The sequence below is a fragment of the Microbacterium sp. A8/3-1 genome (assembly GCF_040267695.1).
In the GTDB taxonomy this organism is placed as follows: domain Bacteria; phylum Actinomycetota; class Actinomycetes; order Actinomycetales; family Microbacteriaceae; genus Microbacterium; species Microbacterium luteolum.
On record NZ_CP158357.1, the window covers coordinates 2,860,444 to 2,880,500 of the forward strand.

17 protein-coding genes are annotated in these 20,057 nt (G+C 70.3%); 11 read left to right on the plus strand and 6 right to left on the minus strand.

The annotated features are described in order from the left end of the window. The first annotated feature begins 78 nt into the window (after window positions 1–78). Together ABS642_RS14025 and ABS642_RS14030 are read left to right on the plus strand one after the other, a co-directional pair. Window positions 79–1,548, plus strand: coding sequence for a long-chain fatty acid--CoA ligase (locus tag ABS642_RS14025; protein ID WP_350353439.1), 1,470 nt, complete (start codon window positions 79–81; stop codon window positions 1,546–1,548). Continuing rightward, window positions 1,548–2,789: a beta-ketoacyl-[acyl-carrier-protein] synthase family protein gene (locus ABS642_RS14030; RefSeq protein WP_350350581.1), complete on the plus strand. Its 1,242-nt coding sequence runs from the start codon at window positions 1,548–1,550 to the stop codon at window positions 2,787–2,789. The genes ABS642_RS14025 and ABS642_RS14030 overlap by 1 nt, the downstream gene beginning before the upstream one ends. A gap of 32 nt (window positions 2,790–2,821) precedes the next feature. Here ABS642_RS14030 and ABS642_RS14035 read toward each other — a convergent pair whose 3' ends face one another. The 4 genes from ABS642_RS14035 to ABS642_RS14050 all read right to left on the minus strand — a co-directional run bounded on the left by ABS642_RS14035 (window position 2,822) and on the right by ABS642_RS14050 (window position 7,733). Continuing rightward, window positions 2,822–3,853 carry a zinc-binding dehydrogenase gene (locus ABS642_RS14035; RefSeq protein ID WP_350350582.1) on the minus strand — a complete coding sequence of 344 codons (1,032 nt, stop codon included), beginning with the start codon at window positions 3,851–3,853 and terminating at the stop codon, window positions 2,822–2,824. Next, entirely contained in the window at window positions 3,850–5,199 is a 1,350-nt protein-coding gene (locus ABS642_RS14040; RefSeq protein WP_350353440.1) for an MFS transporter, read from the minus strand. Before ABS642_RS14040 ends, ABS642_RS14035 begins: the two co-directional genes overlap by 4 nt. Before the next feature lie 118 nt (window positions 5,200–5,317). Further along, on the minus strand, window positions 5,318–6,430 hold the full coding sequence (locus ABS642_RS14045; RefSeq protein WP_350350583.1) for a beta-propeller fold lactonase family protein: 1,113 nt from the start codon (window positions 6,428–6,430) through the stop codon (window positions 5,318–5,320). A 16-nt stretch (window positions 6,431–6,446) separates the two neighbouring features. Further along, window positions 6,447–7,733 (minus strand): adenylosuccinate synthase, encoded by a 1,287-nt coding sequence (locus ABS642_RS14050; protein WP_282215208.1) that lies wholly within the window; start codon window positions 7,731–7,733, stop codon window positions 6,447–6,449. A 292-nt stretch (window positions 7,734–8,025) separates the two neighbouring features. On the opposite strand from ABS642_RS14050, the gene ABS642_RS14055 reads away from it, so the two are divergent. After that, window positions 8,026–8,961: a DMT family transporter gene (locus ABS642_RS14055; protein WP_350350584.1), complete on the plus strand. Its 936-nt coding sequence runs from the start codon at window positions 8,026–8,028 to the stop codon at window positions 8,959–8,961. A 26-nt stretch (window positions 8,962–8,987) separates the two neighbouring features. Here ABS642_RS14055 and ABS642_RS14060 read toward each other — a convergent pair whose 3' ends face one another. Both ABS642_RS14060 and ABS642_RS14065 read right to left on the minus strand, forming a co-directional pair. After that, a complete protein-coding gene (locus ABS642_RS14060; RefSeq protein WP_282215210.1) occupies window positions 8,988–10,412 on the minus strand; it encodes a mechanosensitive ion channel family protein in 1,425 nt (474 codons plus the stop codon). A gap of 2 nt (window positions 10,413–10,414) precedes the next feature. Beyond that, a complete protein-coding gene (locus ABS642_RS14065) occupies window positions 10,415–12,577 on the minus strand; it encodes an adenylate/guanylate cyclase domain-containing protein (RefSeq protein WP_350350585.1) in 2,163 nt (720 codons plus the stop codon). 106 nt (window positions 12,578–12,683) lie between these two features. On the opposite strand from ABS642_RS14065, the gene ABS642_RS14070 reads away from it, so the two are divergent. From ABS642_RS14070 to ABS642_RS14105, 8 genes are all read left to right on the plus strand, one after another. Next, window positions 12,684–13,385, plus strand: a complete 702-nt coding sequence (locus ABS642_RS14070; RefSeq protein WP_350350586.1) for a Pr6Pr family membrane protein — start codon at window positions 12,684–12,686, stop codon at window positions 13,383–13,385. Window positions 13,386–13,689: 304 nt separating this feature from the next. Then, complete coding sequence (locus ABS642_RS14075) at window positions 13,690–14,655, plus strand: AAA family ATPase (protein ID WP_282217544.1); 966 nt, start codon at window positions 13,690–13,692, stop codon at window positions 14,653–14,655. Window positions 14,656–14,702: 47 nt separating this feature from the next. Continuing rightward, entirely contained in the window at window positions 14,703–15,590 is an 888-nt protein-coding gene (locus ABS642_RS14080) for a DUF58 domain-containing protein (RefSeq protein ID WP_282215213.1), read from the plus strand. Beyond that, window positions 15,577–16,068 carry a hypothetical protein gene (locus ABS642_RS14085; protein WP_350350587.1) on the plus strand — a complete coding sequence of 164 codons (492 nt, stop codon included), beginning with the start codon at window positions 15,577–15,579 and terminating at the stop codon, window positions 16,066–16,068. Before ABS642_RS14080 ends, ABS642_RS14085 begins: the two co-directional genes overlap by 14 nt. Then, window positions 16,059–17,045 carry a VWA domain-containing protein gene (locus tag ABS642_RS14090; protein ID WP_282215215.1) on the plus strand — a complete coding sequence of 329 codons (987 nt, stop codon included), beginning with the start codon at window positions 16,059–16,061 and terminating at the stop codon, window positions 17,043–17,045. Before ABS642_RS14085 ends, ABS642_RS14090 begins: the two co-directional genes overlap by 10 nt. Further along, window positions 17,042–18,196, plus strand: coding sequence for a VWA domain-containing protein (locus tag ABS642_RS14095; protein WP_350350588.1), 1,155 nt, complete (start codon window positions 17,042–17,044; stop codon window positions 18,194–18,196). Before ABS642_RS14090 ends, ABS642_RS14095 begins: the two co-directional genes overlap by 4 nt. After that, window positions 18,193–18,942 carry a hypothetical protein gene (locus tag ABS642_RS14100; protein WP_350350589.1) on the plus strand — a complete coding sequence of 250 codons (750 nt, stop codon included), beginning with the start codon at window positions 18,193–18,195 and terminating at the stop codon, window positions 18,940–18,942. Before ABS642_RS14095 ends, ABS642_RS14100 begins: the two co-directional genes overlap by 4 nt. Further along, a complete protein-coding gene (locus ABS642_RS14105) occupies window positions 18,936–20,051 on the plus strand; it encodes a hypothetical protein (RefSeq protein ID WP_350350590.1) in 1,116 nt (371 codons plus the stop codon). The genes ABS642_RS14100 and ABS642_RS14105 overlap by 7 nt, the downstream gene beginning before the upstream one ends. Window positions 20,052–20,057: the final 6 nt, after the last annotated feature.

A 20,057-nucleotide genomic window follows, 5' to 3' on the forward strand; every position in this document is an offset into this window, starting at 1 on the left:
CGGTGTTCACTAGAGTAGGGGGCGTCATCGAAGTCCTGCAAACCCGTCCGAGGAGCGATCACGTCCATCACCCCGACGCTGCGTCGTCTCGCCGTCGAAGATCCCACCCGATCCGCGATCGTCGCGAAGGACGCCCGTCTGACGTACGGCGAGCTCTACGCGGAGTCGCGGCGGATCTCGACGGCCCTCGACCACCTGCTCCGGGGCACCGCGGTCGGCACCGCCCTGCCGCCGATCGTCGCCGTCTGCCTGACCACCGCGTTCGACACGGCCCGCCTCGTCGTGGCGTCTGGGGCCGGCGACCGCATCGTCACAGTGATCGACGCGCACGGACCCGCCCCGCTGCAGAGGCAGCAGCTCGCCACGACCGGAGCGACCGTCATCGTCACGGATGCGCCCTCCCTGCGGGACGCGCTGCGCGCCGACGACTGGCCCGGGCTGATCCTCGGCCTCCCCGAGCTGATGCGGGCCGACCCGGTGCCGGCCGACCGGCTGCCGGCCGACCCGACGCCGCTCGCGGATGACGCCCCGTTCCTCCTGCTGACCTCCTCGGGGACGACCGGGGCGCCGAAGGCCTTCCTGAAGACGCGGGCACAGTACGCGGCGAACATCGACGTCTCCCGCCGTCACCTGGGCGCAGCGGACGACATCGCCACCTTCACGCCCGGGCCCATGTCGTACAGCCTGACCCTTTACACGCTGTTCGAGGTCCTCGCGACCGGCGGCCGGCTGCACGTCGCCGACCGCCTCGAGGAGCTGTGGCTCACCTCCCGCGTGCACGACGAGGGCATCACGCGCCTGGTCACGGTGCCCGCGGCACTGCACGCTCTCGCTGACGCCGCGACCCGCAACCCTGGACGATACGACGGCATCGAACGGATCATCACCGGCGGCGCGGCGCTCTCATCGCACACCCGCGCCCGGATCGCCGAAGCACTCCCGGGCGCCGACGCCACCGGCTATTTCGGCACCGGCGAGCTCGGCTTCATCGGCGACGATCGTGCGGGCGGAGAGATGATCCGTCTCTATCCGCAGGTGGAGGCGCAGGTGCGCGACGATCACGGCGCGGTGCTGCCGCTCGGCGCGTTCGGCACTCTCTGGGTGCGCTCGCGCTCGCGCTCGACCGGATACCTCCCCGGCACGACGACGTCATCGCTGACGGATGCCGACGGCTGGGCGAGCGTGCACGATCAGGGTCACCTGCGGGGCCGGGACTTCACCTTCGTCGGCAGACGCGGAGACGTCGTCACCACAGGTGGGCACACGGTCGCGCTCGACGAGGTGGAACGCGCGTTCGACGGCATGCCCCGGCTCGGCGCCGTGTGCGCGATCGCCGAGGCTCAGCCTGCTCTCGGCGTGCGCATCGCACTGGTCGTCGAGGGCGAGGCGCCGCCCCGGGCGGAGTTGCGCGCCTGGGCGGGCGACCGGCTGGCCCCGGCATCCGTTCCTCGTCGCTGGTACGCCCTGCCGGAGCTTCCGCGGACCTCCGGCGGAAAGGTCCGCCGCACCGCCGTGGCCGAACTCATCGCCCGTGGACAGGGGCGATGATGAGCGCCCGGAGGTCCGCCGTCGTGACGGGCGTCGGCGCCGTGACCCCCAGCGGCCTGACGGCGCCGGCTCTGTGGGCATCCGTGCGGGCCGGACGCAGCGGCATCACCCGCCTGCCGCCGGAGCTCTCCGGACCGGTGCAGGTCGGCGGAGTCGTCCGCGGTTTCACGGCTCCCGGCGACCTGCCGAGACCGCTCGCCCGTCACCTCACACCGATGCAGCAGTGGGCGATCGCCGCGGCGGACGAGGCCATGACGACCGCGGGCGCGACGCCGGGGCTCGACCTTCCGTGGAGTCCGCCTGCGGTGCAGGTGATCGTCGCCACGGGCTCCGGACCGGTCGACGCGGTGCTGCGCGCGGACGCGACCATGCGCGAACGCGGCCCCCGCGCGGTGCCGCCGGGACTCACGGTCTACGGAACGGCGGATGCCGTCGCCGGAGTCCTCAGCCGTCGATACGGAATCCTCGGCCAGACCCACGCCTTCACCGCGGCCTGCGCGAGCGGTGCCGTCGCGATCGGGGAGGGTCTCCGGCGGATCCGTCACGGATACGCGGATGCCGTGCTGGTCGTCGGGATGGACGACTGCCTCGGTCCGCTGCATCTCGCGGCGCACACGAACCTCCGTTCCGTGGTCACGGGCTTCGCCGACGACCCGGCATCGGCCTCCCGGCCGTTCGACCGCGCGCGCCGCGGCTTCGTCATGTCGCAGGGCGCGGCGGCCGTGCTGCTCGAGGCCGGAGACTTCGCGAGGGGGCGCGGTGCCCGACCGGTCGCGACGGTGGCCGGGTTCGGCGCGACCGGCGATGCGCATCACGCCACGGCGCCGGACCCCGCGGCCGCCGGCGCGACCCGGGCGATCGAGGCCTGCCTCGCGGATGCCGGCGTGCCGGCATCCGCGGTCGATCACGTGAACACCCACGGCACGGGAACGGTCCTCGGCGATGACGCCGAGCTCGTCGCGCTGTGGAATGCGCTCGGCCGTCGTGCGCCGGCCGTCCCGCTCACGGCGACCAAGTCCACCACCGGACACCTGCTGGGCGCGGCCGGCGTCGTCGAGGCCGTCATCGCCGCGATGAGCCTGCGCGACCAGGTGCTCCCTCCGACGATCAACCTGTCCGATCCCGCGGACGGCTGGGACTTCGTCCGCGACACCGAGCGATCGCATCCGGTCGACGCGATCCTGTCGACCTCGTTCGGCTTCGGCGGTCACAACGCGGCCCTCCTGCTCACCGGCCCCTGACTGAGACCGCACGCCGCGGAAGGGCCGGCACACTACGGCACCAGCACGACCTTCCCGCGCTGCCGACGCTGCTCGATGGCGTCATGCGCCGCCGCGGCATCCGCGAGTCGATACTCGTCGACGGGCGGAACGGTACGCCCTTCCGCCACCGCGGCGAGCGCTCGGGTCTCGAGCAGCCGCAGGTCCGGCAGAGCTCGTCCGAGCGGGACGGTGACGGTGAGGGAGCGCTCGACGATGTCGTCGGAGTCGAGGCGCAGGACCTCGCCGCTCGACCAGCCGATGATCACGACACGTGCTCCGCGGCCGAGTGTTTCGAGCGCTGCTCGACCCGTCGCGCCGCCGACGCCGTCGAGCAGGACCGAGGGCTGCTGCCCGCCGAGGAGCTCGGCCATCCGCGCTGGCCACGACTCGTCGGTCGCATCCAGCGGCAGCAATCGGCCTCCGGCGAGCTTCTCGCCGCGTGCGAGCTGCTCGACCACGGCGCGCTTCGCCTCGCCGCCGTGAAGGGCGACGACCGTGGCCCCGCCCGACAGGGCGAGCTGCGCGAGCTGGCTTCCGAGGCCGCCCGATGCCCCGGGGATGACGACGACGTCTTCCGGCCCGATCTCCACGGAATCCAGCACGAGCTGAGCCGTGCGCCCCGTGCCGATCGTGGCGACGGCCTGCGGGAAGGTCACGCCATCGGGGACGGGGTGGAGGGACTCGACCGGTGCCAGCGCGAACTCTGCGTATCCGCCGCTGCGGAAGCCCACGTGGGCGACGACCCGCGATCCGACGATGGCCGCGTCGACGCCCGGCCCCACGGCATCCACGACACCGGCAAGTTCGCGCCCCGGCGTCATCGGGAGCACAGGTCTCGGCATCGACGGCGGACCGGCGTCGCGACGGATGGCGGTGTCGACCGCGTGCACTCCGGCGGCGGCGATGCGCACACGCACCTCCCCCTCCGCGGGTTCGGGCAGCGGCACCTCTTCGACCTGCAGCACCTCGCTCCCCCCGAACGCCCGCTGCACGACCGCCCGCATGGTCCGCGACTCGACTTCCGTCACAGCATCCGCGCTCATGCGCCGACCTCCTCGTGCGTCTCGTGCGCTCCGACCCGCGTCCGCATCCGTGGCGCCAGCACGGCCGCGGCGACAGCCACGACGGCCGCGAGGGCGAAGACCGCGGTGAACGGATCCGCGACCGCGGCGACGGCAGTGAAGAGCGTCCCGGTCACGGCCAACGCCAGCGCGCTGCCGAACGAGTCGGCGACCGTCATCGCGCCGCTGTTGAAGCCCTGGTTCTCGGGGGTCGACATCGAGAGCGTCAACGCGCTGGTGCGCGGGCTCATCAATCCCATCCCCACTCCCGCCACGACCCAGGCGACGGCGACCATCGCGGCATCCCAGCCGAAGCCGGCGGTCGCGACGGTCAGGGCGATGCCGATCAGGACGAGGATCGTCCCCACCCGCACCGCCGTGATGCTCGACAGCCGCGTGCCCATCCGCCCCTGCACTGTCGCGGCGGCCGACCAGGCGAGCGCCCCGCCGGTCAGGGAGAGCCCGGCGAGCGTCGGGGTGAGGTCGTAGCGGTCGGTCAACAGGTACGGCAGGTAGACCTGCGCACCGAAGAAGGCGGCAGCGGCGAGCCCGCGGACGAGGATGACAGAGGGCAGCCCTCGACGCGCTCGAAGCGTGCCGCGGGGCACGAGCGGCCGCACGGCGATGAGCGCGACCACGACCGCGACGGCCGCGAGCGCCGTGCCGACTCCGGGGATGTCCCCGACCAGGTTCAGGGCGAGCACCGCCACGGCTGCCAGCACCGACCAGCCGAGCCGGCCGAACGCCCACGGCGTCGTCGCATCACCGTCGTTCGAGAGCCCGCGCAGGGCGGGGATCACCATGAACAGGGCGACGAGCACCAGGATGACCACGCCGAGGAAGACCCAGTGCCAGCTCCAGAGTTCCGTCACGGCGCCCGCCACCGTCGGGCCGATGAGCGACGGGATGACCCAGGCCGCGGCGAACCCGGCGAAGACGGCGGGATGCAGCGCCTGCGGATACACCCGGGCGACGACCACGTACAGGGCCACCATCAGCCCTCCGCTGCCCAGCCCCTGGGCGAAGCGCCCGGCGACGAGGATCTCCATGCTCGGCGCAAGGCCCGCGATGAGCAGCCCGACGACGAACATGGCGACCGACGTGTACAGCGGCGCGACGGGGCCGCGGCGATCCGACCAGTTGCCCGCGATCACCATGCCGATCACGCTGGTGGCCAGGGGCCCGGCGAAGGCGAGCGCGTACAGCCGCTCGCCGTCGAGGTCGGCGCTGACCGTGGGCATCACGGTCGTCACGGCCAGCGACTCGAAGGCCCCGAGGAACACGAGCGCGCACGCGCCGATCGTGATCCAGAGGTACTCGCTGCTCATGATGCGCGGCGGGGCGGGGTTCGGCGCGTCGGTGCTCGTCGTCGGCACCGCTCCTGTTTCCGTGGTCATGAGACCTGACGATAGGACCTCAACAAAGGTTGAGGTCAAGTCCGTGGGATCAGCGCACGGGAAGGAAGTGCGTCGGCGCGGGCACCTGGGCCTCGTGGCGGATGCCGAGCGCCGCGCCCGTGCGCTCGTCGAGGTCGAGCAGCGTGACCGTGTCGGAGCGCTGCCCGGCCACGAGCATCTTGCCCTCGTGCACGAGATGGTGGCGCGGCCAGTCGACGCCGGAGTCGGCGAGCGCGACCGACTCGAGGGTGTCGCCGCCGCCGCGCACCCGCAGGGTCGCGATCGTGTTGCTGCCGCGGAGCGCGGTGTAGAGGAACTGGCCGTCGCGGGAGCGCGCGAGCTCGGCAGGGAAGTCGGTGCCGATCTCGGCGATCGGGCTCGACAGGGTCGACGACACGACGCGCCAGGTGCCGTCGACACCCGCGGCGAGGGTGAACACCTCGCACGAGTACTCGGTCACGACATGCAGGTGTCCGCTGGGGTGCACGACCATGTGGCGAGGCCCGGTGCCGAGCGGCAGGACCACCTCGTGGTCGAGGATCAACCCGTTCGCACTCTGCTTCCAGAACCGAACCAGGTCGAACCCGAGGTCGGTGGTGGCGATGCGGCCGTCGGGCAGGAACGCCGCGGCGTGCGCGTGCGAGACCCGGTCGGCGCCGGCCGCGTGCGGGTCGGATGCGGCGACGCCGTCGCCCGGAGGGGTCGCCGCCGGTGCGTCCGGGTCCTCGTCGCCGAACAGAGCTGCGCGCAGCGCCGCCGCGGCATCCGCCTTCCCGTGCGCCGGGACGACGCGGCCGGCCGCGTCCAGACCGATCCGCACCACGCGTCCGTCGCCGTAGCAGCTCGCGATCAGGAAGGCGCCGTTCGGAGCGACGGCCAGGTGGCAGACGTTCGTGCCGACCGCGACCGGGTCGCCGAGCGGCGAGAGCGCCGCCTCGCCGGTGCGTGCGAAGGCCTGCACCTGGGCGTCCGCCTCCAGCGCTGCGTAGACGACGTCGAGGGACGGATGCTGCGCCAGCCACGACGGCGACGGCGTCTCGGCGACCGCGCCGCGGTAGGCGAGCGTGGTGGCCTCGCGCCCCTCGTCGCCGGCGAGCAGGCCGATGCCGTCGGCCTGCCCGTCCATCGCGGGGCCGTAGCCGCCGAGCCAGAACCGTGTCATGCGGTCGCTCCCGAGATCAGTCGAGCAGGTCGTGGCGCACGATGACCTGGTCGCGCTCGGGGCCGACGCCGATCACGGAGATGCGTGTGTTGCTCATCTTCTCGAGCGCCAGCACGTAGTCCTGGGCGTTCTGCGGCAGATCCTCGAAGGTGCGCGCGGTCGAGATGTCCTCGCTCCAGCCCGGGAAGTACTCCAGCACCGGCTTCGCGTGGTGGAAGTCGGTCTGGTTCACCGGCACCTCGTCGAAGTGCTCGCCGTCGACGTCGTAGGCGACGCAGACCGGGACCTGCTCGAGACCGGTGAGGATGTCGAGCTTGGTCAGCACGAGGTCGGTGATGCCGTTGATGCGCGTGGCGTAGCGGGTGATCGGCGCGTCGTACCAGCCCACCCGGCGCGGGCGGCCGGTGGTGGTGCCGAACTCGAAGCCCTGCTTGCGCAGCCACTCGCCCTGCTCGTCGAACAGCTCGGTCGGGAACGGGCCCGAGCCGACGCGGGTCGTGTAGGCCTTGACGATGCCGACGATGCGGTCGAGGGCCCCGGGACCGACGCCGGAGCCGGTCGCAGCCCCTCCCGCGGTCGCCGACGATGAGGTGACGAACGGGTAGGTGCCGTGGTCGATGTCGAGCATCGTGGCCTGGCCACCCTCGAAGACGACGACCTCGCCGCGGCCGAGAGCCTCGGCGATCAGGTAGCCGGTGTCGGCGACCATCGGGCGCAGGCGGTCGGCGTAGGAGAGCAGGTCCTCGACGACCTCGTCGGCGGTGATCGCGCGACGGTTGAAGATCTTGACCAGCAGGTGGTTCTTCTGGTCGAGGGCGCCCTCGACCTTCTGCCGCAGGATGTTCTCGTCGAAGATGTCCTGCACGCGGATGCCGACGCGGTTGATCTTGTCGGCGTAGGCCGGGCCGATGCCGCGGCCGGTGGTGCCGATCATCCGCTTGCCGAGGAAGCGCTCGGTGACCTTGTCGAGCGTGCGGTGGTACTGCGTGATGATGTGCGCGTTCGCGCTCACCTTCAGTCGTGAGACGTCGATGCCGCGGGCGGCGAGCGCCTCGAGCTCGAAGAACAGCACCTCGAGGTCGACGACGACCCCGTTGCCGATCACCGGCGTCACGCCGGGAGAGAGGATGCCGGACGGCAGGAGGTGCAGCGCGTACTTCTCGTCGCCGACGACGACGGTGTGCCCGGCGTTGTTGCCGCCGTTGAACTTCACCACCCAATCGGTGCGCTCACCGAGAAGATCGGTGGCCTTGCCCTTTCCTTCGTCGCCCCACTGCACGCCGACGATCACGATTCCTGGCATGGGTGTCCCCCCTGCTTTCGCCGGGTTTGCACCGGCCGATGAGCTGGCCCTCTTCGGGCGGTCCCATCCTATCGGGAGGGGGTTTCGGGGCTGTTTCGGGGCGTTCCCGTCGCACTCCGGTCGCAGTTCGTGCCGGTGGGCGCGGCTCCGGTCGCAGTATGCGCCGCCCCGGCCGCTTGCGAGCGACCGAATCTGCGACCGGGGCGGCTCCGGCGGGACGTGGCGGGAAAGCGACGGATGCTGTCGGTCCGGCCGATCGACGGATGTCGGAGGCCCCTGTCAGGATCGGGGGATGCCACAAGCAGCATCCGGCGACGCCGGCGTTCGCGCGAGCGCCGACGCACCCAAGAAGCAGGGTCCGCTCGTCCTCCTCGCGGCCCTCGTGACCGTCGTCCTCTGGGCGTCCGCGTTCATCGGCATCCGGGGCGCCGGACCGCACTACGACCCCGGTGCGCTCGCCCTTCTGCGCATGGCCGTCGGCACGGTCGTGCTGACGATCCTCGCCGTGCGCCACGGCATCCGTCTCCCGGAGCGCCGCCACTGGTGGTTGATCGCGGTCTGGGGCGTCGGATGGTTCTGCGTCTACAACCTGGCGCTGAACGCCGCCGAGCGCACCCTCGATGCCGGCACCGCCGCGATGGTCGTGAACCTCGCGCCGCTCATGGTCGTCGTCTTCAGCGGACTGTTCCTGCGCGAGGGCTTCCCGAAGCCCCTCGTGATCGGGGCCCCGATCGCCTTCCTCGGCGTCGTGCTCATCGGCATGAACTCGTCCACGAGCGAAGGACCCGACATCACCGGGCTGCTGCTCGCGCTCCTGGCTGCGGTGATGTACGCCGGATGCACGCTCCTGCAGAAGCGCCTCCTCACCGCCGGGACCGACGCGACGACGCTGACCTGGCTCGGTGCCGCGGCCGGAACGATCGCACTGCTGCCGTGGACGGGCAGCCTCATCGGCGCCCTGCAGACCGCACCGCTCGACGCGACGCTGTGGGTCGTCTACCTCGGCATCTTCCCGACGGCGATCGCCTTCACCACCTGGGCGTATGTGCTGCAGCGCAGCACCGCGGGACAGACCTCGGCGACCACCTACGTGGTGCCGGCGATCGCGATCCTCATGTCGTGGGCGATCCTCGGCGAGGTGCCGACACCGCTGATGTTCCTCGGCGGAGCGCTGTGCCTTCTCGGCGTCCTCGTCACCCGCATGCGCTGGCGACGCCGGGGCGCCTGACCGGAAGCAGACCGACGGGGCTGCGCTCAGCGCTCGCCGATGACGTTCCGCGCGATGCCGAGCTCGGCGAGCCGGGCGGCGGCCAGCGTGCGCTTCAGCTCGAGCGCCTCGCCGATCTCGCCCGCCAGGCGCGGACGGCTCTGGATCAGTGCATCCACCGTCGACAGCGGCAGCACCACGACCGTGAGGACCTCGCCGGCGATCGTGACCGCCTGGGTGCGTTCGCGGGTGAGGGCGGTGTGCCCGACGATGTCACCCTTCTCGGCGCTGGCGAACTCGATGCGGCCGCCATCAGCCTCGATCGCGAGCACGGCCCGCCCCGAGACCACTACACGCACCTCGTCGGGGACGATGCCGCTGCCCAGCACGGTCTCACCGACGCCGTAGCGCTCGAGGCGCGCACCCGCGGTCACCGCCTCGATATCGTCATCGCGAAGATGCAGCGTCGGCGCGATCGCGGCCATCGCCTCGACCAGACGCTGAGGTTCGGCGAGCGGGTCGGTCGCATCCCCGTCGAGCGCGAACCCGCGGCGACGCGCGGCGTACCAGAGCCAGGAGAGGTACATCGAGAGCGCACGGGACGCGTCGGCGGGGCCGGCGACCGGGATCGAGACGGCATACGCACCGGCACCCGAGTAGTGCACCGTGGCGCGCTCGCGAGGAAGCTTCATCGGCAGGGCATCCGCGATCGCGACCAGCAGCGACATGACCTCGTGCGGCGGATCATCGGTAGAGAACTTCACCGGCGTCTCGGCGGAGTACGGCCCTTCGGGCTCGCTCATGTTCGTGAATGAGGCTCCGGAGAGAGACGAGTTCGGGACGATCTGGATGCCACCGCCGGTCTCGATGTGCACGGCACGCCAGTTGACCTCGACGACCCGGCCCTTCACGCCCGCCGCGTCGAGCCAGTCGCCGATCTTGAACGGCTGCTCGAAGAGGAGCAGGAGCCCCGAGATCACGCCGCCCACGGCGTTCTGCAGCGCGAGGCCGATCACGATCGACCCGACGCCGAGAGCGGTGAAGAGGCCGCCGACATCGGCATCCCACACCCAGGAGAACAGGAGCGCGAGCCCGACGCCCACGAGGATCAGTCGCGCGATCTCGACGAAGATCGTGGGGATGCGCCCGCGCCAGGAATCCTTCTCCGCGTTGGCGAACAGCGCGACGTTGAAGGCGGAGAGCACGAGCAGGATGACGAGGAAGCCGAACACGGTCGCCACGACGCGCGTCCACACCTGATCGGCCGGCGACTGGATCGCGAACGCCAGGAGCCCGAACAGCGCGCCGACCGGCACGACGCCGTTGCGCAGCATCCGCAGCGGCTTGGCGACCGGATTGCCTCGACGCGTGAGCGTTCCGATGATCTCGGTCAGCACGACGAGGATCACGGGCACGCCGACGGCGAGCCCGATCACCCACCAGGCCCAGCCGTCCTCGAACGCGTCGGCCACGGTCAGACCACCTTCCAGACGGTCTCGGTCCGGCCCTGGGTCTCCACCGTCCCCGCCTCGACGTAGGTGACCAGCTCCTGCGTGCGGTCGCGCACGTTCTGGCTCACGTAGATCCCGGGTTCGCCGGTGACCGAGCGCACCCGGTACGCCAGGTTCACGGCATCGCCCCACAGGTCGTAGGCGAGGCTCGTGCGCGCGACGAGGCCGCTGGTCACGGTGCCGGCGTCGACGCCCGCGCGCAACCCGATCTGGGTCCCGTGCTGGGAGTTGAAGCGCTCGAGCACGCCCAGCAGGTTGCGGGCGAACTCGACGCTGCGGCGGATGTTGTCCACGCGCGGCACGATCAGTCCGGACGACGCGAGGTACCCGCCGCGCAGCGTGCGCACCTTCTCGACCCCGGCCTTCTCGGCTGCCTCGTCGAAGCCACGCATGAGCGTGTTGAGGAGTCCGATCTCCTCTTCCGCACTCTTGCCGCGGACGGCATCGTCGAATCCGACCAGCTCGGCGAAGACGACCGACACGTTCTCGTGCGCCTCGGTGATGGCCTCGTCGCCCTGCTTGTACTTCGTCGCGACGCTCTCCGGCATCAGCGTGTGGAGCAGCTTCTCGTTCTCCTTCTGCTGCTCGTCGATGAGGTCCTGCTTGATCCGCAGGCTCGACGCCATGTCGTTGAACGCGCTGCCGAGGTCGCCGAACTCGTCGCGCGAGCCCTGCGGGACCTGCACGTCGAGGTCGCCCTCCGCGACGCGGTGCACGGCACCGACCAGTCGATGGATCGGACGGGTGAACACCTGGGCGAGGAGCAGCGAGAGCAGGGAGACGCCGAGCATGATGCCGAGCAGCGACAGCAGGACGTTGCGCGTGAAGTCGTTGACCGGCTCGAACGCCTCTGCGGTGTCGATGCGCGCGACGATGACCCAGTCGAGCCCTTCGATCTCCAGGGGCGCATAGGCGGTGACGCTGTCGCCGCCGATGTAGTCGCGGCCGATGACGGTGCCGCTGCGTCCGGCCTGCGCCTCGGACACCGCGAAGGTGTCGACGGGCTGCAGGAGCACGGTCCCCTTGACCTCGCCGATGCGGTTGGCGATCGTCGGGGCGATCCCTCCGCTGATCAGCCGCTTGACGTAGTCCTCGGGGTCTTCGACCAGACGTCGGGAGGTGCTGCGCATGAGGTCGTCGCGACCCACCAGGTACACCTCGCCCGTGTCGCCGAGGCCCTGCGCCTTCCATCCCTCACTGCCGGTCATCACGGCGTTGATCGTGTCGACCGGCACCTGGAGCGCCATGGCGCCTGTGATGCCGCTGTCGTTGCCGACCGGGGAGATGACCCACATCGTGGGGATGTTCAGCGAGGGGATCCAGCGCTCGAAGTCGGTCAGGCCGATCGCATCGACCGAATTGGTCGCGATCGTGTCGCGGTACGTCTGCGCGAAGACGGTGTCGCGATACGGACCGGTGTTCACGTTCGTGCCCAGTTCGATGCCCTTGTAGGCGGAGAAGACGACGTCACCGTCGAGGTTGAGCAGCAGCGCATCCTCGTAGCCGGCCTGCTGCACCAGCCGTGTGAAGTAGTCGCCGTATCGTTCGGCCCCAGCCGCGTAGCTCGTGCCGTCGCCGCTGTCGTTGGTCACGAGCAGCTCGTCGTAGTCGGCGTCGAAGTCCTCGTTCTTCGTCGTGTACTGCAGCTGCAGGTAGCGACCGGCGTTCGACTCGGGGATGAACGCCTCGGTGCCGTACTCCTCTCCGGCGCGCGCCTCGAGCGTCGGGATGAAGGTGTCGGCGTAGTAGGCCTCGAGCTGCGCGGACTGCTCGTCGGAGAGCTCCTGCTGCTGCAGTTCGTCCCACGCGGCGTTCATCGTGTTCGAGAGCGTCTGCGCGCTGAGGTTCCGCGACTGCAGGGAGGCTTCGCGCTTGACGTCATCGATCGCCTCGGTGATCTCGACCGCTCTCATCGAGCGGATCGTGATGAGTTGATCGACGGCCGCGTCGTGCAAGGACTGCCGGCCGTTGATGAACCCGATCGCTCCCACGACGACCGAGGAGACCAGGCTCACCGCGAGGAGCATGATCAGCAGCTTCGACTGGATGCTGAGTCCGCCTCCGCGGAATCGGCGCGTTCGCGTCGCAGCCTCTGCGCTGCTGTTACCGGTCCCGCTCTCGCTCATGCGCCCTCCGCCGTGCATCGTGCGCGTCCCCGCTGGAACACTATCGATATACCGGTACGACGGTCTACACACGGGTTCCACTACAGTGACCGGCGGAGGCGAAACAATGACGACCTGGTGGCCCTATGCACGACTCGCGGCATCCGCACTCGCTCTTGCGGCGATCATCGCGCAGCTGAGCCGTTCCATCGAGAACGGGCTCACGGCGACCACGGAGTGGGGCAGCCACATTCCCACCGTCGCCGCGAACTTCCTCAGCTTCTTCACGATCGAGGCGAACCTCTTGGCCGCGATCGTGCTCGCCATCGCCGCGATCTGGGCGCTCCGCAACCGCGACAGCACCGATCCCGAGCCGCGCTGGCTCGCGATCCTCCTCGTCTGCGCGAACTCGTACATGATCGTGACGGGCATCGTCTACAACACGCTCCTGAGGGGCGTGCCGCTGCCTCAGGGCGTCACGGTCCCCTGGTCCAACGAGGTGCTGCACGTCGTCATCCCGCTGCTGCTGCTGCTCGACGTGCTGTTCGCACCACGGCGGCGCGCACTCGGCTGGAACACGATCTTCGTCGCCGCGATCTTCCCGATCGTGTGGGTCGTCTACACGCTGGTCCGCGCGAATCTGATCATCGCCCCGGCGACGGGCAACCCGTACTGGTACCCCTACCCGTTCCTCGACCCGCACCAGCCGGGCGGCTACGGCGCCGTCAGCCTCTACGTCCTCCTGATCGCTGCGATCATCATCGGCGCCGCTGCCCTCGTGGTCTGGGTCGGCCGCAAGCGCGGCACCCGCCCCGCCGTCTCCGCCTGACCCGGGCACCCCTGCCCGCCGGACTCCGGCCCGGATGCGATTACGCTGGTGCGCGGGGGATGGCCGTGACGCGTGGTCCCCGTGTGACTGAGGGAGCCACCACATGAACGAGCCCTACACGCAGGACCCGCAGGCGAGCTCTGCGCCGCCGCCCCCGCCGCCTCCTCCCGCCCCTTCGACAAGCTCAGGGACCCAGGGCGCAAGCTCCGGGGCCCAGGGCACAAGCCCGGCGACCCGGGCGTCGAGCTCCACGACGGCGGGCGTCTCCGGGTCGAAGAACCAGGGCGCCCCCACCGACGCCGAGATGTCCCGCGCAGCCGCCGTCCTCACGGTCATCTCGGACTCCTACTCCGCGAAGATGGTCGGTCAGGACCGCCTGCGGATGAGCCTGCTCGTGTCGCTCATCGCCGGCGGTCACATCCTGCTCGAGAGCGTGCCCGGGCTCGCCAAGACGACGGCGGCGAGCACTCTCGCCGACACCGTGAAGGCGCAGTTCAAGCGCATCCAGTGCACGCCCGACCTGCTCCCGAGCGACATCACCGGCAGCCAGATCTACGAGTCGGCGACCGGCACGTTCCGCACGGTCCTCGGCCCGGTGCACGCGAACTTCGTGCTGCTCGACGAGATCAACCGCTCGAGCGCGAAGACGCAGAGCGCCATGCTCGAGGCGATGCAGGAGCACCAGACCACGATCGGCGGCGAGATCCATCACCTCCCGAAGCCTTTCCTCGTGATCGCGACGCAGAACCCCATCGAGCAGGAGGGCACGTACGAGCTGCCCGAGGCGCAGATGGACCGCTTCCTGCTCAAGGAGATCGTCGAGTACCCGAGCCCGGCCGAGGAGTTCGAGATCCTGAGCCGCATCGACTCGGGCGTGCTCGACCCCGACCGTCACGTGACGAGCGCGGTCACCCTCGACGACGTGCACCTGCTGCAGGACGTCGCAAGCCGGGTCTACGTCGACCCCGCGATCCGCAACTACATCGTGTCGATCGCCTACGTGACCCGGAACCCCGCGCCGTACATCGGCGAGGAGCGCGCACGCCTCATCAAGTACGGGGCGAGCCCGCGCGCGAGCATCGCCTTCCTTCAGGCCTCGCGGGCGCTCGCGCTGCTGAACGGCCGCGCGCACGTGCTGCCCGAGGACATCCGGGCGCTCCGCCACCTGGTGCTGCGCCACCGTCTGCTCCTCACGTTCGAGGCCGACGCCGAGGGCATCCGCAGCGAGGAGATCATCGACGAGATCTTCGCCGCCGTGCCGACTCCCTGACCCTTCGACCCCTTCGACAAGCTCAGGGACCCAGCCGGAAAGCCCCCATGCCCAGCCTGATCACGCAGGTGAAGAGCAAGCTCTTCATCCACTCGTCGCGCAAGTCGCTGCACGCGCTCGACGGCGCCTACGCGTCGCTGCTGCACGGGCGCAGCCTCGACTTCGAGGACCTGCGCAAGTACGAGTACGGCGATCAGGTGCGCGACATCGACTGGCGGGCCACCGCACGACTGGGTGCTCCGCTGGTGAAGCGTCACCGCGCCATGCGCATGCACACGATCATGTTCGTGGTCGACACCGGGCGCTCGATGGCCGCGCTCGCTCACGACGAGAAGTCGAAGAAGGATCTGGCGATCCTCGCGACCGGCGTTCTCGGCGTGCTCGCCCTGCGGCACGGCGACGACTTCACGATGGTCTACGGCGACGCAGAGCGTGTGCGTCGGCGCGCACCAGGACGCAGCGAGGGCGCGCTCGAGCACGCCCTGCGCACGATCGACAAGGCCATCGACGAGAGCACCGCATCGAGCGATCGCGACGCCCTGCTGTCGTACGTCACGCGCACCATCTCGCGGCGCATGATCGTCGTCGTGATCACCGATGAGGCGCCGATCACCGACGAGACGGAGCGGATGCTGCGCCGCCTGCGCGTGCAGCACGACGTGCTGTGGCTCACGGTGCGCGACGCCGACCCGGTGCTCGACCACACCACGCGCACCATCCGCAGCGACGTCGACAGCCGGTGGGACGTTCCGGACTTCGTGCAGGGCGACCTCGGCATCGTCCGCGAGCTCACGGCGCAGACCGAGGCGGACGCCGCCCGTCTCGCCGAGACCCTGAAGCGCATGGAGATCAGCCACGCCGCGCTCGACGGGCAGGACGACGCCGTCTCCCAGCTGCTGCAGCTGCTCAACCGGAGGTCTCATGCCGGGATCTGACGAGCTCTACCCGCCGGCGCAGTACGGCTGGGGATGGATGCTGCTCGCCATCGGCATCCTCGCCCTGCTGGTGCTCGGCGCGTGGCTGCTGATCGTGCTCACCCGTCCGCGGCGCGTGCTCTCGACAGCCGGAGAGGCGCAGGGGCCCACGCTGCTCACGGTCGACGTGCTCTCGCAGCTGCGCACCGAGTACCTCGAGCGCATCCAGATGGTCGAGTCGGACTACCGGGAGCGGAAGCTCTCGGCGAGGAACGCGAACTTCGAGCTGAGCCGGGTCGTGCGCACGTTCGTGAACGAGTACAGCGGCCTGGAGGCGCCGGTGCTCGCGCTCGACGACCTCAAGGCCCGCGGCGTGCACCCCGCGCTCATCGACGCGATGGGCCGGCACTACTACCCGAGCATCTTCCGCCAGGGACCGGCGATCGACCCGATCGCCGGCGCCGAGGCGGCGCGGACGGTGGTGCGCACATGGCACTAGCCAACTTCTGGATGATCATCGTCGCGCTCGCGGTCGTGCTGATCGCACTCGGCATCGGCCTCGCGCTGGGCCTCCGCCGCGCCGGACGCGGCGAGGCCGGCGAGCGGGCGCGGGTCGCCCGCGCAGAGCGTCTGCGCGCGCTGCCGTCGTTCCGCCAGGCGCTGACGCGGCGGGTGCTCGCGTTGTCCGGCATCCTGGTCCTCGGCACCGTGGCGACCGTCGCAGCCGGCGTGGTGGCCGCCCGGCCGATGTCGTCGCAGACCATCCAGCCGGTGAACACCAGCCGCGACATCATGCTGTGCCTCGACGTGTCCGGCTCGATGACCGAGGTCGACGTCGAGGTGCTGAGCGTGTTCGAGGAACTGCTGGAGGACTTCGAGGGCGAGCGGATCGGTCTGACGATCTTCAACAGCTCGCCCGTGCAGATCTTCCCGCTGACCGACGACTACGACTTCATCCGCGAGCACCTCGCGAGCATCAAGGAGAGCTTCGACTACGTCGATCAGATCCCCGAGCACTGGGTCGGCACGCTCAACGGCGAGGGCGCCTCGCTGATCGGCGACGGACTCGCCGCGTGCACCATGGGCTTCGACCGCCCCGACGACGAGCGGTCGCGCTCGGTGATCTTCGCCACCGACAACGAGATCAACGGCGCCTCGATCGTGACGCTCGAGGAGGCCGCGGGCTACGCCAAGTCCAAGGGCGTGCGCGTGTTCGCTCTCAACCCGGTGCAGGGCAAGGACGCCGAGGTGAGCGCCGAGCTCGCCGCCGCGGCCGAGACGACCGGGGGCGCCGCCTACGGTCTGCGCGACACGACGACCGTGTCCGACATCGTGACCGAGGTGCAGGAGCAGGAGGCCACCGAGCTGCGCGGCGAGGCGCAGGTCGTGTGGACCGACACCCCGAACCTCTGGATCGTGGTGCTGTCCGTCGCACTGCTCTCATTCGCCGTCGTGCTGTGGAGGGTGAGACTGTGATCTTCCAGCCCGTCCTGCATCCGCTGCTGCTCGTCCTGCTGTTCGTGCCCGTGATCGCCCTCGCCGTCTGGCTGACCGTGCGCGGGAGCGGCCATTCGACGAGCTCAGGGACCCAGGGAGCGGGCTCCGGCACCGCGGGAGCGAAGTCCGGCACCCGCACGCTGTGGGCGCTGCGCGTTCTCCTTCTGCTCGCCTGCTTCGTGATGCTGCTGCGCCCCGGCATCCCCGGCGGAGCGACGCAGACGCTCGCCACCGATACCGACATCGTGCTCGTGGTCGACACCACCGCGAGCATCGTGGCGGAGGACTGGGGCGACGGGCAGCCCCGCATCGACGGCGTCCGCGAGGACGTGCGGGCCATCGTCGAGGAGTACCCGGGCGCCCGGTTCGCCCTCATCACGTCGGATGCCGCTGCCGAGCTGCGGATGCCGCTGACCACCGACACCACGGCGCTGATGGGTTCGCTCGAAGTGCTGCGACCCGAGGTGACCAGCCAGTCGCGCGGAAGCTCGATCGGCATCTCCGCTCCGCTGGTGTCCGAGACGCTCGCCTCGGCCGCCGAGTCCTCCCCTGATCGCTCGCGCATGGTGTTCTACTTCGGCGACGGCGAGCAGACGGTCGACACGCCGCCCGAGCCGTTCAGCGGCAGCGCGAAGTACACCGACGCCGGCGGCGTTTTCGGCTACGGCACGGCCGAGGGCGGCCCCATGCGCATCACGGGCGGAGGCGTGGACGACGACGAGGGATACATCGAGTACCAGGGCGAGGATGCGCTCTCGGTCATCGACGAGCAGAACCTCGAGGCGCTCGCCGAGCAGCTCGGCGTCGAGTACCAGCACCGAACGGCGGATGCCGCGCCGACGCTGCCGGACGCCCCGTCGACCACGACGAGCTACGCGGAGTCCGGCGAGGTCGGCAACGTCACCGAGCTGTACTGGATCGCCGCGCTGGTGATCATCGCGCTCCTCGGCGTCGAGCTCACGCGCGCGACGCTGCTCATCGCGCGACTCCGGCAGCTGCGGTCGCCCCGTACCAATCGGTCCCTGAGCGAGCGCAGCGAGACGAAGGGCGCTCGTTCCGCGGTTCCTGAGCGAGGAACGAAGCGACGAGACGAAACGCCCGCATCGACCGGCGAAGGAGGTGCGTCATGACACCTCAGGACGAGGCGGCCGCGGCGCTGCTGCGGTCGAACCGCCGACGGCGCAGCATCCGCCGCTGGGTCGCGATCGGAACCCTCCCTCTCACGCTCGCCGCGCTGTTCTTCGTCGGCAAGCTGCTGAGCATGTACGCGTTCGCGCATCAGGCGGTGACCGCCTACGTGGTCGACGACTACGCCGGCTCCGAGGCCTCGGCCCGTGGGCAGGAGTTCCTGAACTGGTTCGAGCCGTACAAGGCGCCCTTCAACATCGGCACCGCTCTCGGCGCGGCCGAGAAGCTGCCCGAGGCGCGGGCGAAGCTCGAGGAGGCCCTGGAGCTCGCGCACGGCCTCGAGGTGTGCGGCGTGCGGATCAACCTCGCCCTCGTCGTGGAGCGCATGGGCGATGCCGCCCGGGCCGACGGCGACGGCGCGACGGCGGCGCAGCTGTACGGCGAGGCGCTGACGATCACGGTCGAGACGCCAGAGGAGTGCAAGAGCGACGAGGCGCAGGAGCAGTCCTCGGATCCGGAGCGCGACATGTCGGACTCGCTCGAGGGCACCGAGGAGCGGCTCAAGCAGAAGCAGCAGGAACAGGAGCAGGAACCGCAGCCGCAGGAGCCGCAGCCCGAGGACGAGGAGCCGCAGCCGTCCGAGGACAAGCTGGAGGATCTGCAGGACAAGCTCGAGCAGGGCACGCAGGAGCGCGACCAGCAGCAGAACGACGACCCCGGCAGCTCGGGAACGGACAAGCCATGGTGATGGATCACGAGAAGCAGCGGGCGCGCTACATCGCCGGCACCGAGGGGGCGCCGCCCGTGCCTCCGCCCGGAGGCTACCGGGGTGCGCGACGCCAGCAGGCACCGGCGGCCGGGGCTCCGCTGCCGCCGACGCCCGGAGCCACCGCGACGCTCGACGTGGAGAAGAAGCCCGCCAACGCGCTCGGTTGGATCGCGCTGGCGGCATCCGTCCTGTTCGCACTGATCCTGCTCGGCACGCTCGTCGCGGGCGGCACCGACATCCTCTACGGCGTCACGATGCTGGCCCTGCAGCTCGTGGTCGTCGCGGTGATCATCGCCGCGCTGTTCTCCGCGCGAGGACGGATGCTGGGCGCGATCGCACTCATCGTGACGATCCTGTTCAACGTCGCGACGGTCGGCGGCATGAGCGCTCTCCAGACCTCCGCGTCCGGCAACTACGAGGGCGTCAAGAGCGACGAGCAGAAGCACGAGGAGGCGTACCCGGCGATCAAGGGCACCGACCCGCAGCAGACGCTGAGCCAGCAGTCGCTCGAAGAGGTGCGCGCCCAGTCCGACGCACTGTTCGCCGACATCCGCGACAGGCTGACCGCCGAGTTCGGGTTCACGTGGGTGCCGGTCGGCGACGAGGACCTGCGCCCCGAGCGCAACGGGTACGGCGGCGAGTCGATGCTCGTCGAGTTCACGTCCACGGGGTGGGCGACGAACGAGCCGATCCAGGACTATGCGCAGAAGCTCGACGTCATGGCCGCGATCGACGACGTCGTGCTCGAGCACGGCCTGTGGGACCTCTACTCGTTCAACGACCCGACCAACTCGGGCATCGACCCGTCGATGATCGCGAAGCTGTACGGCAGCGATGATCCGCGCACCCAGAACACCTGGGAGTACTACACGGAGAACTACCCCGATCCGCTGCGGTTCTACGCGAACATCTACGACCTGTCGAAGGACTCCGACGGCGGTTTCCTGACCGCCCGCCAGGCGCAGAACGCGCGCACCGGGGAGCCGCTCGAGGGGCTGCAGCTCGTCGTGATCGCCAGCGGCGTGCTCAGCGAGGCCGACCGCGCCGAGTTCGAGAAGAAGCTCGAGGAGTACCCCGGATTCGGGTGAGTCCCC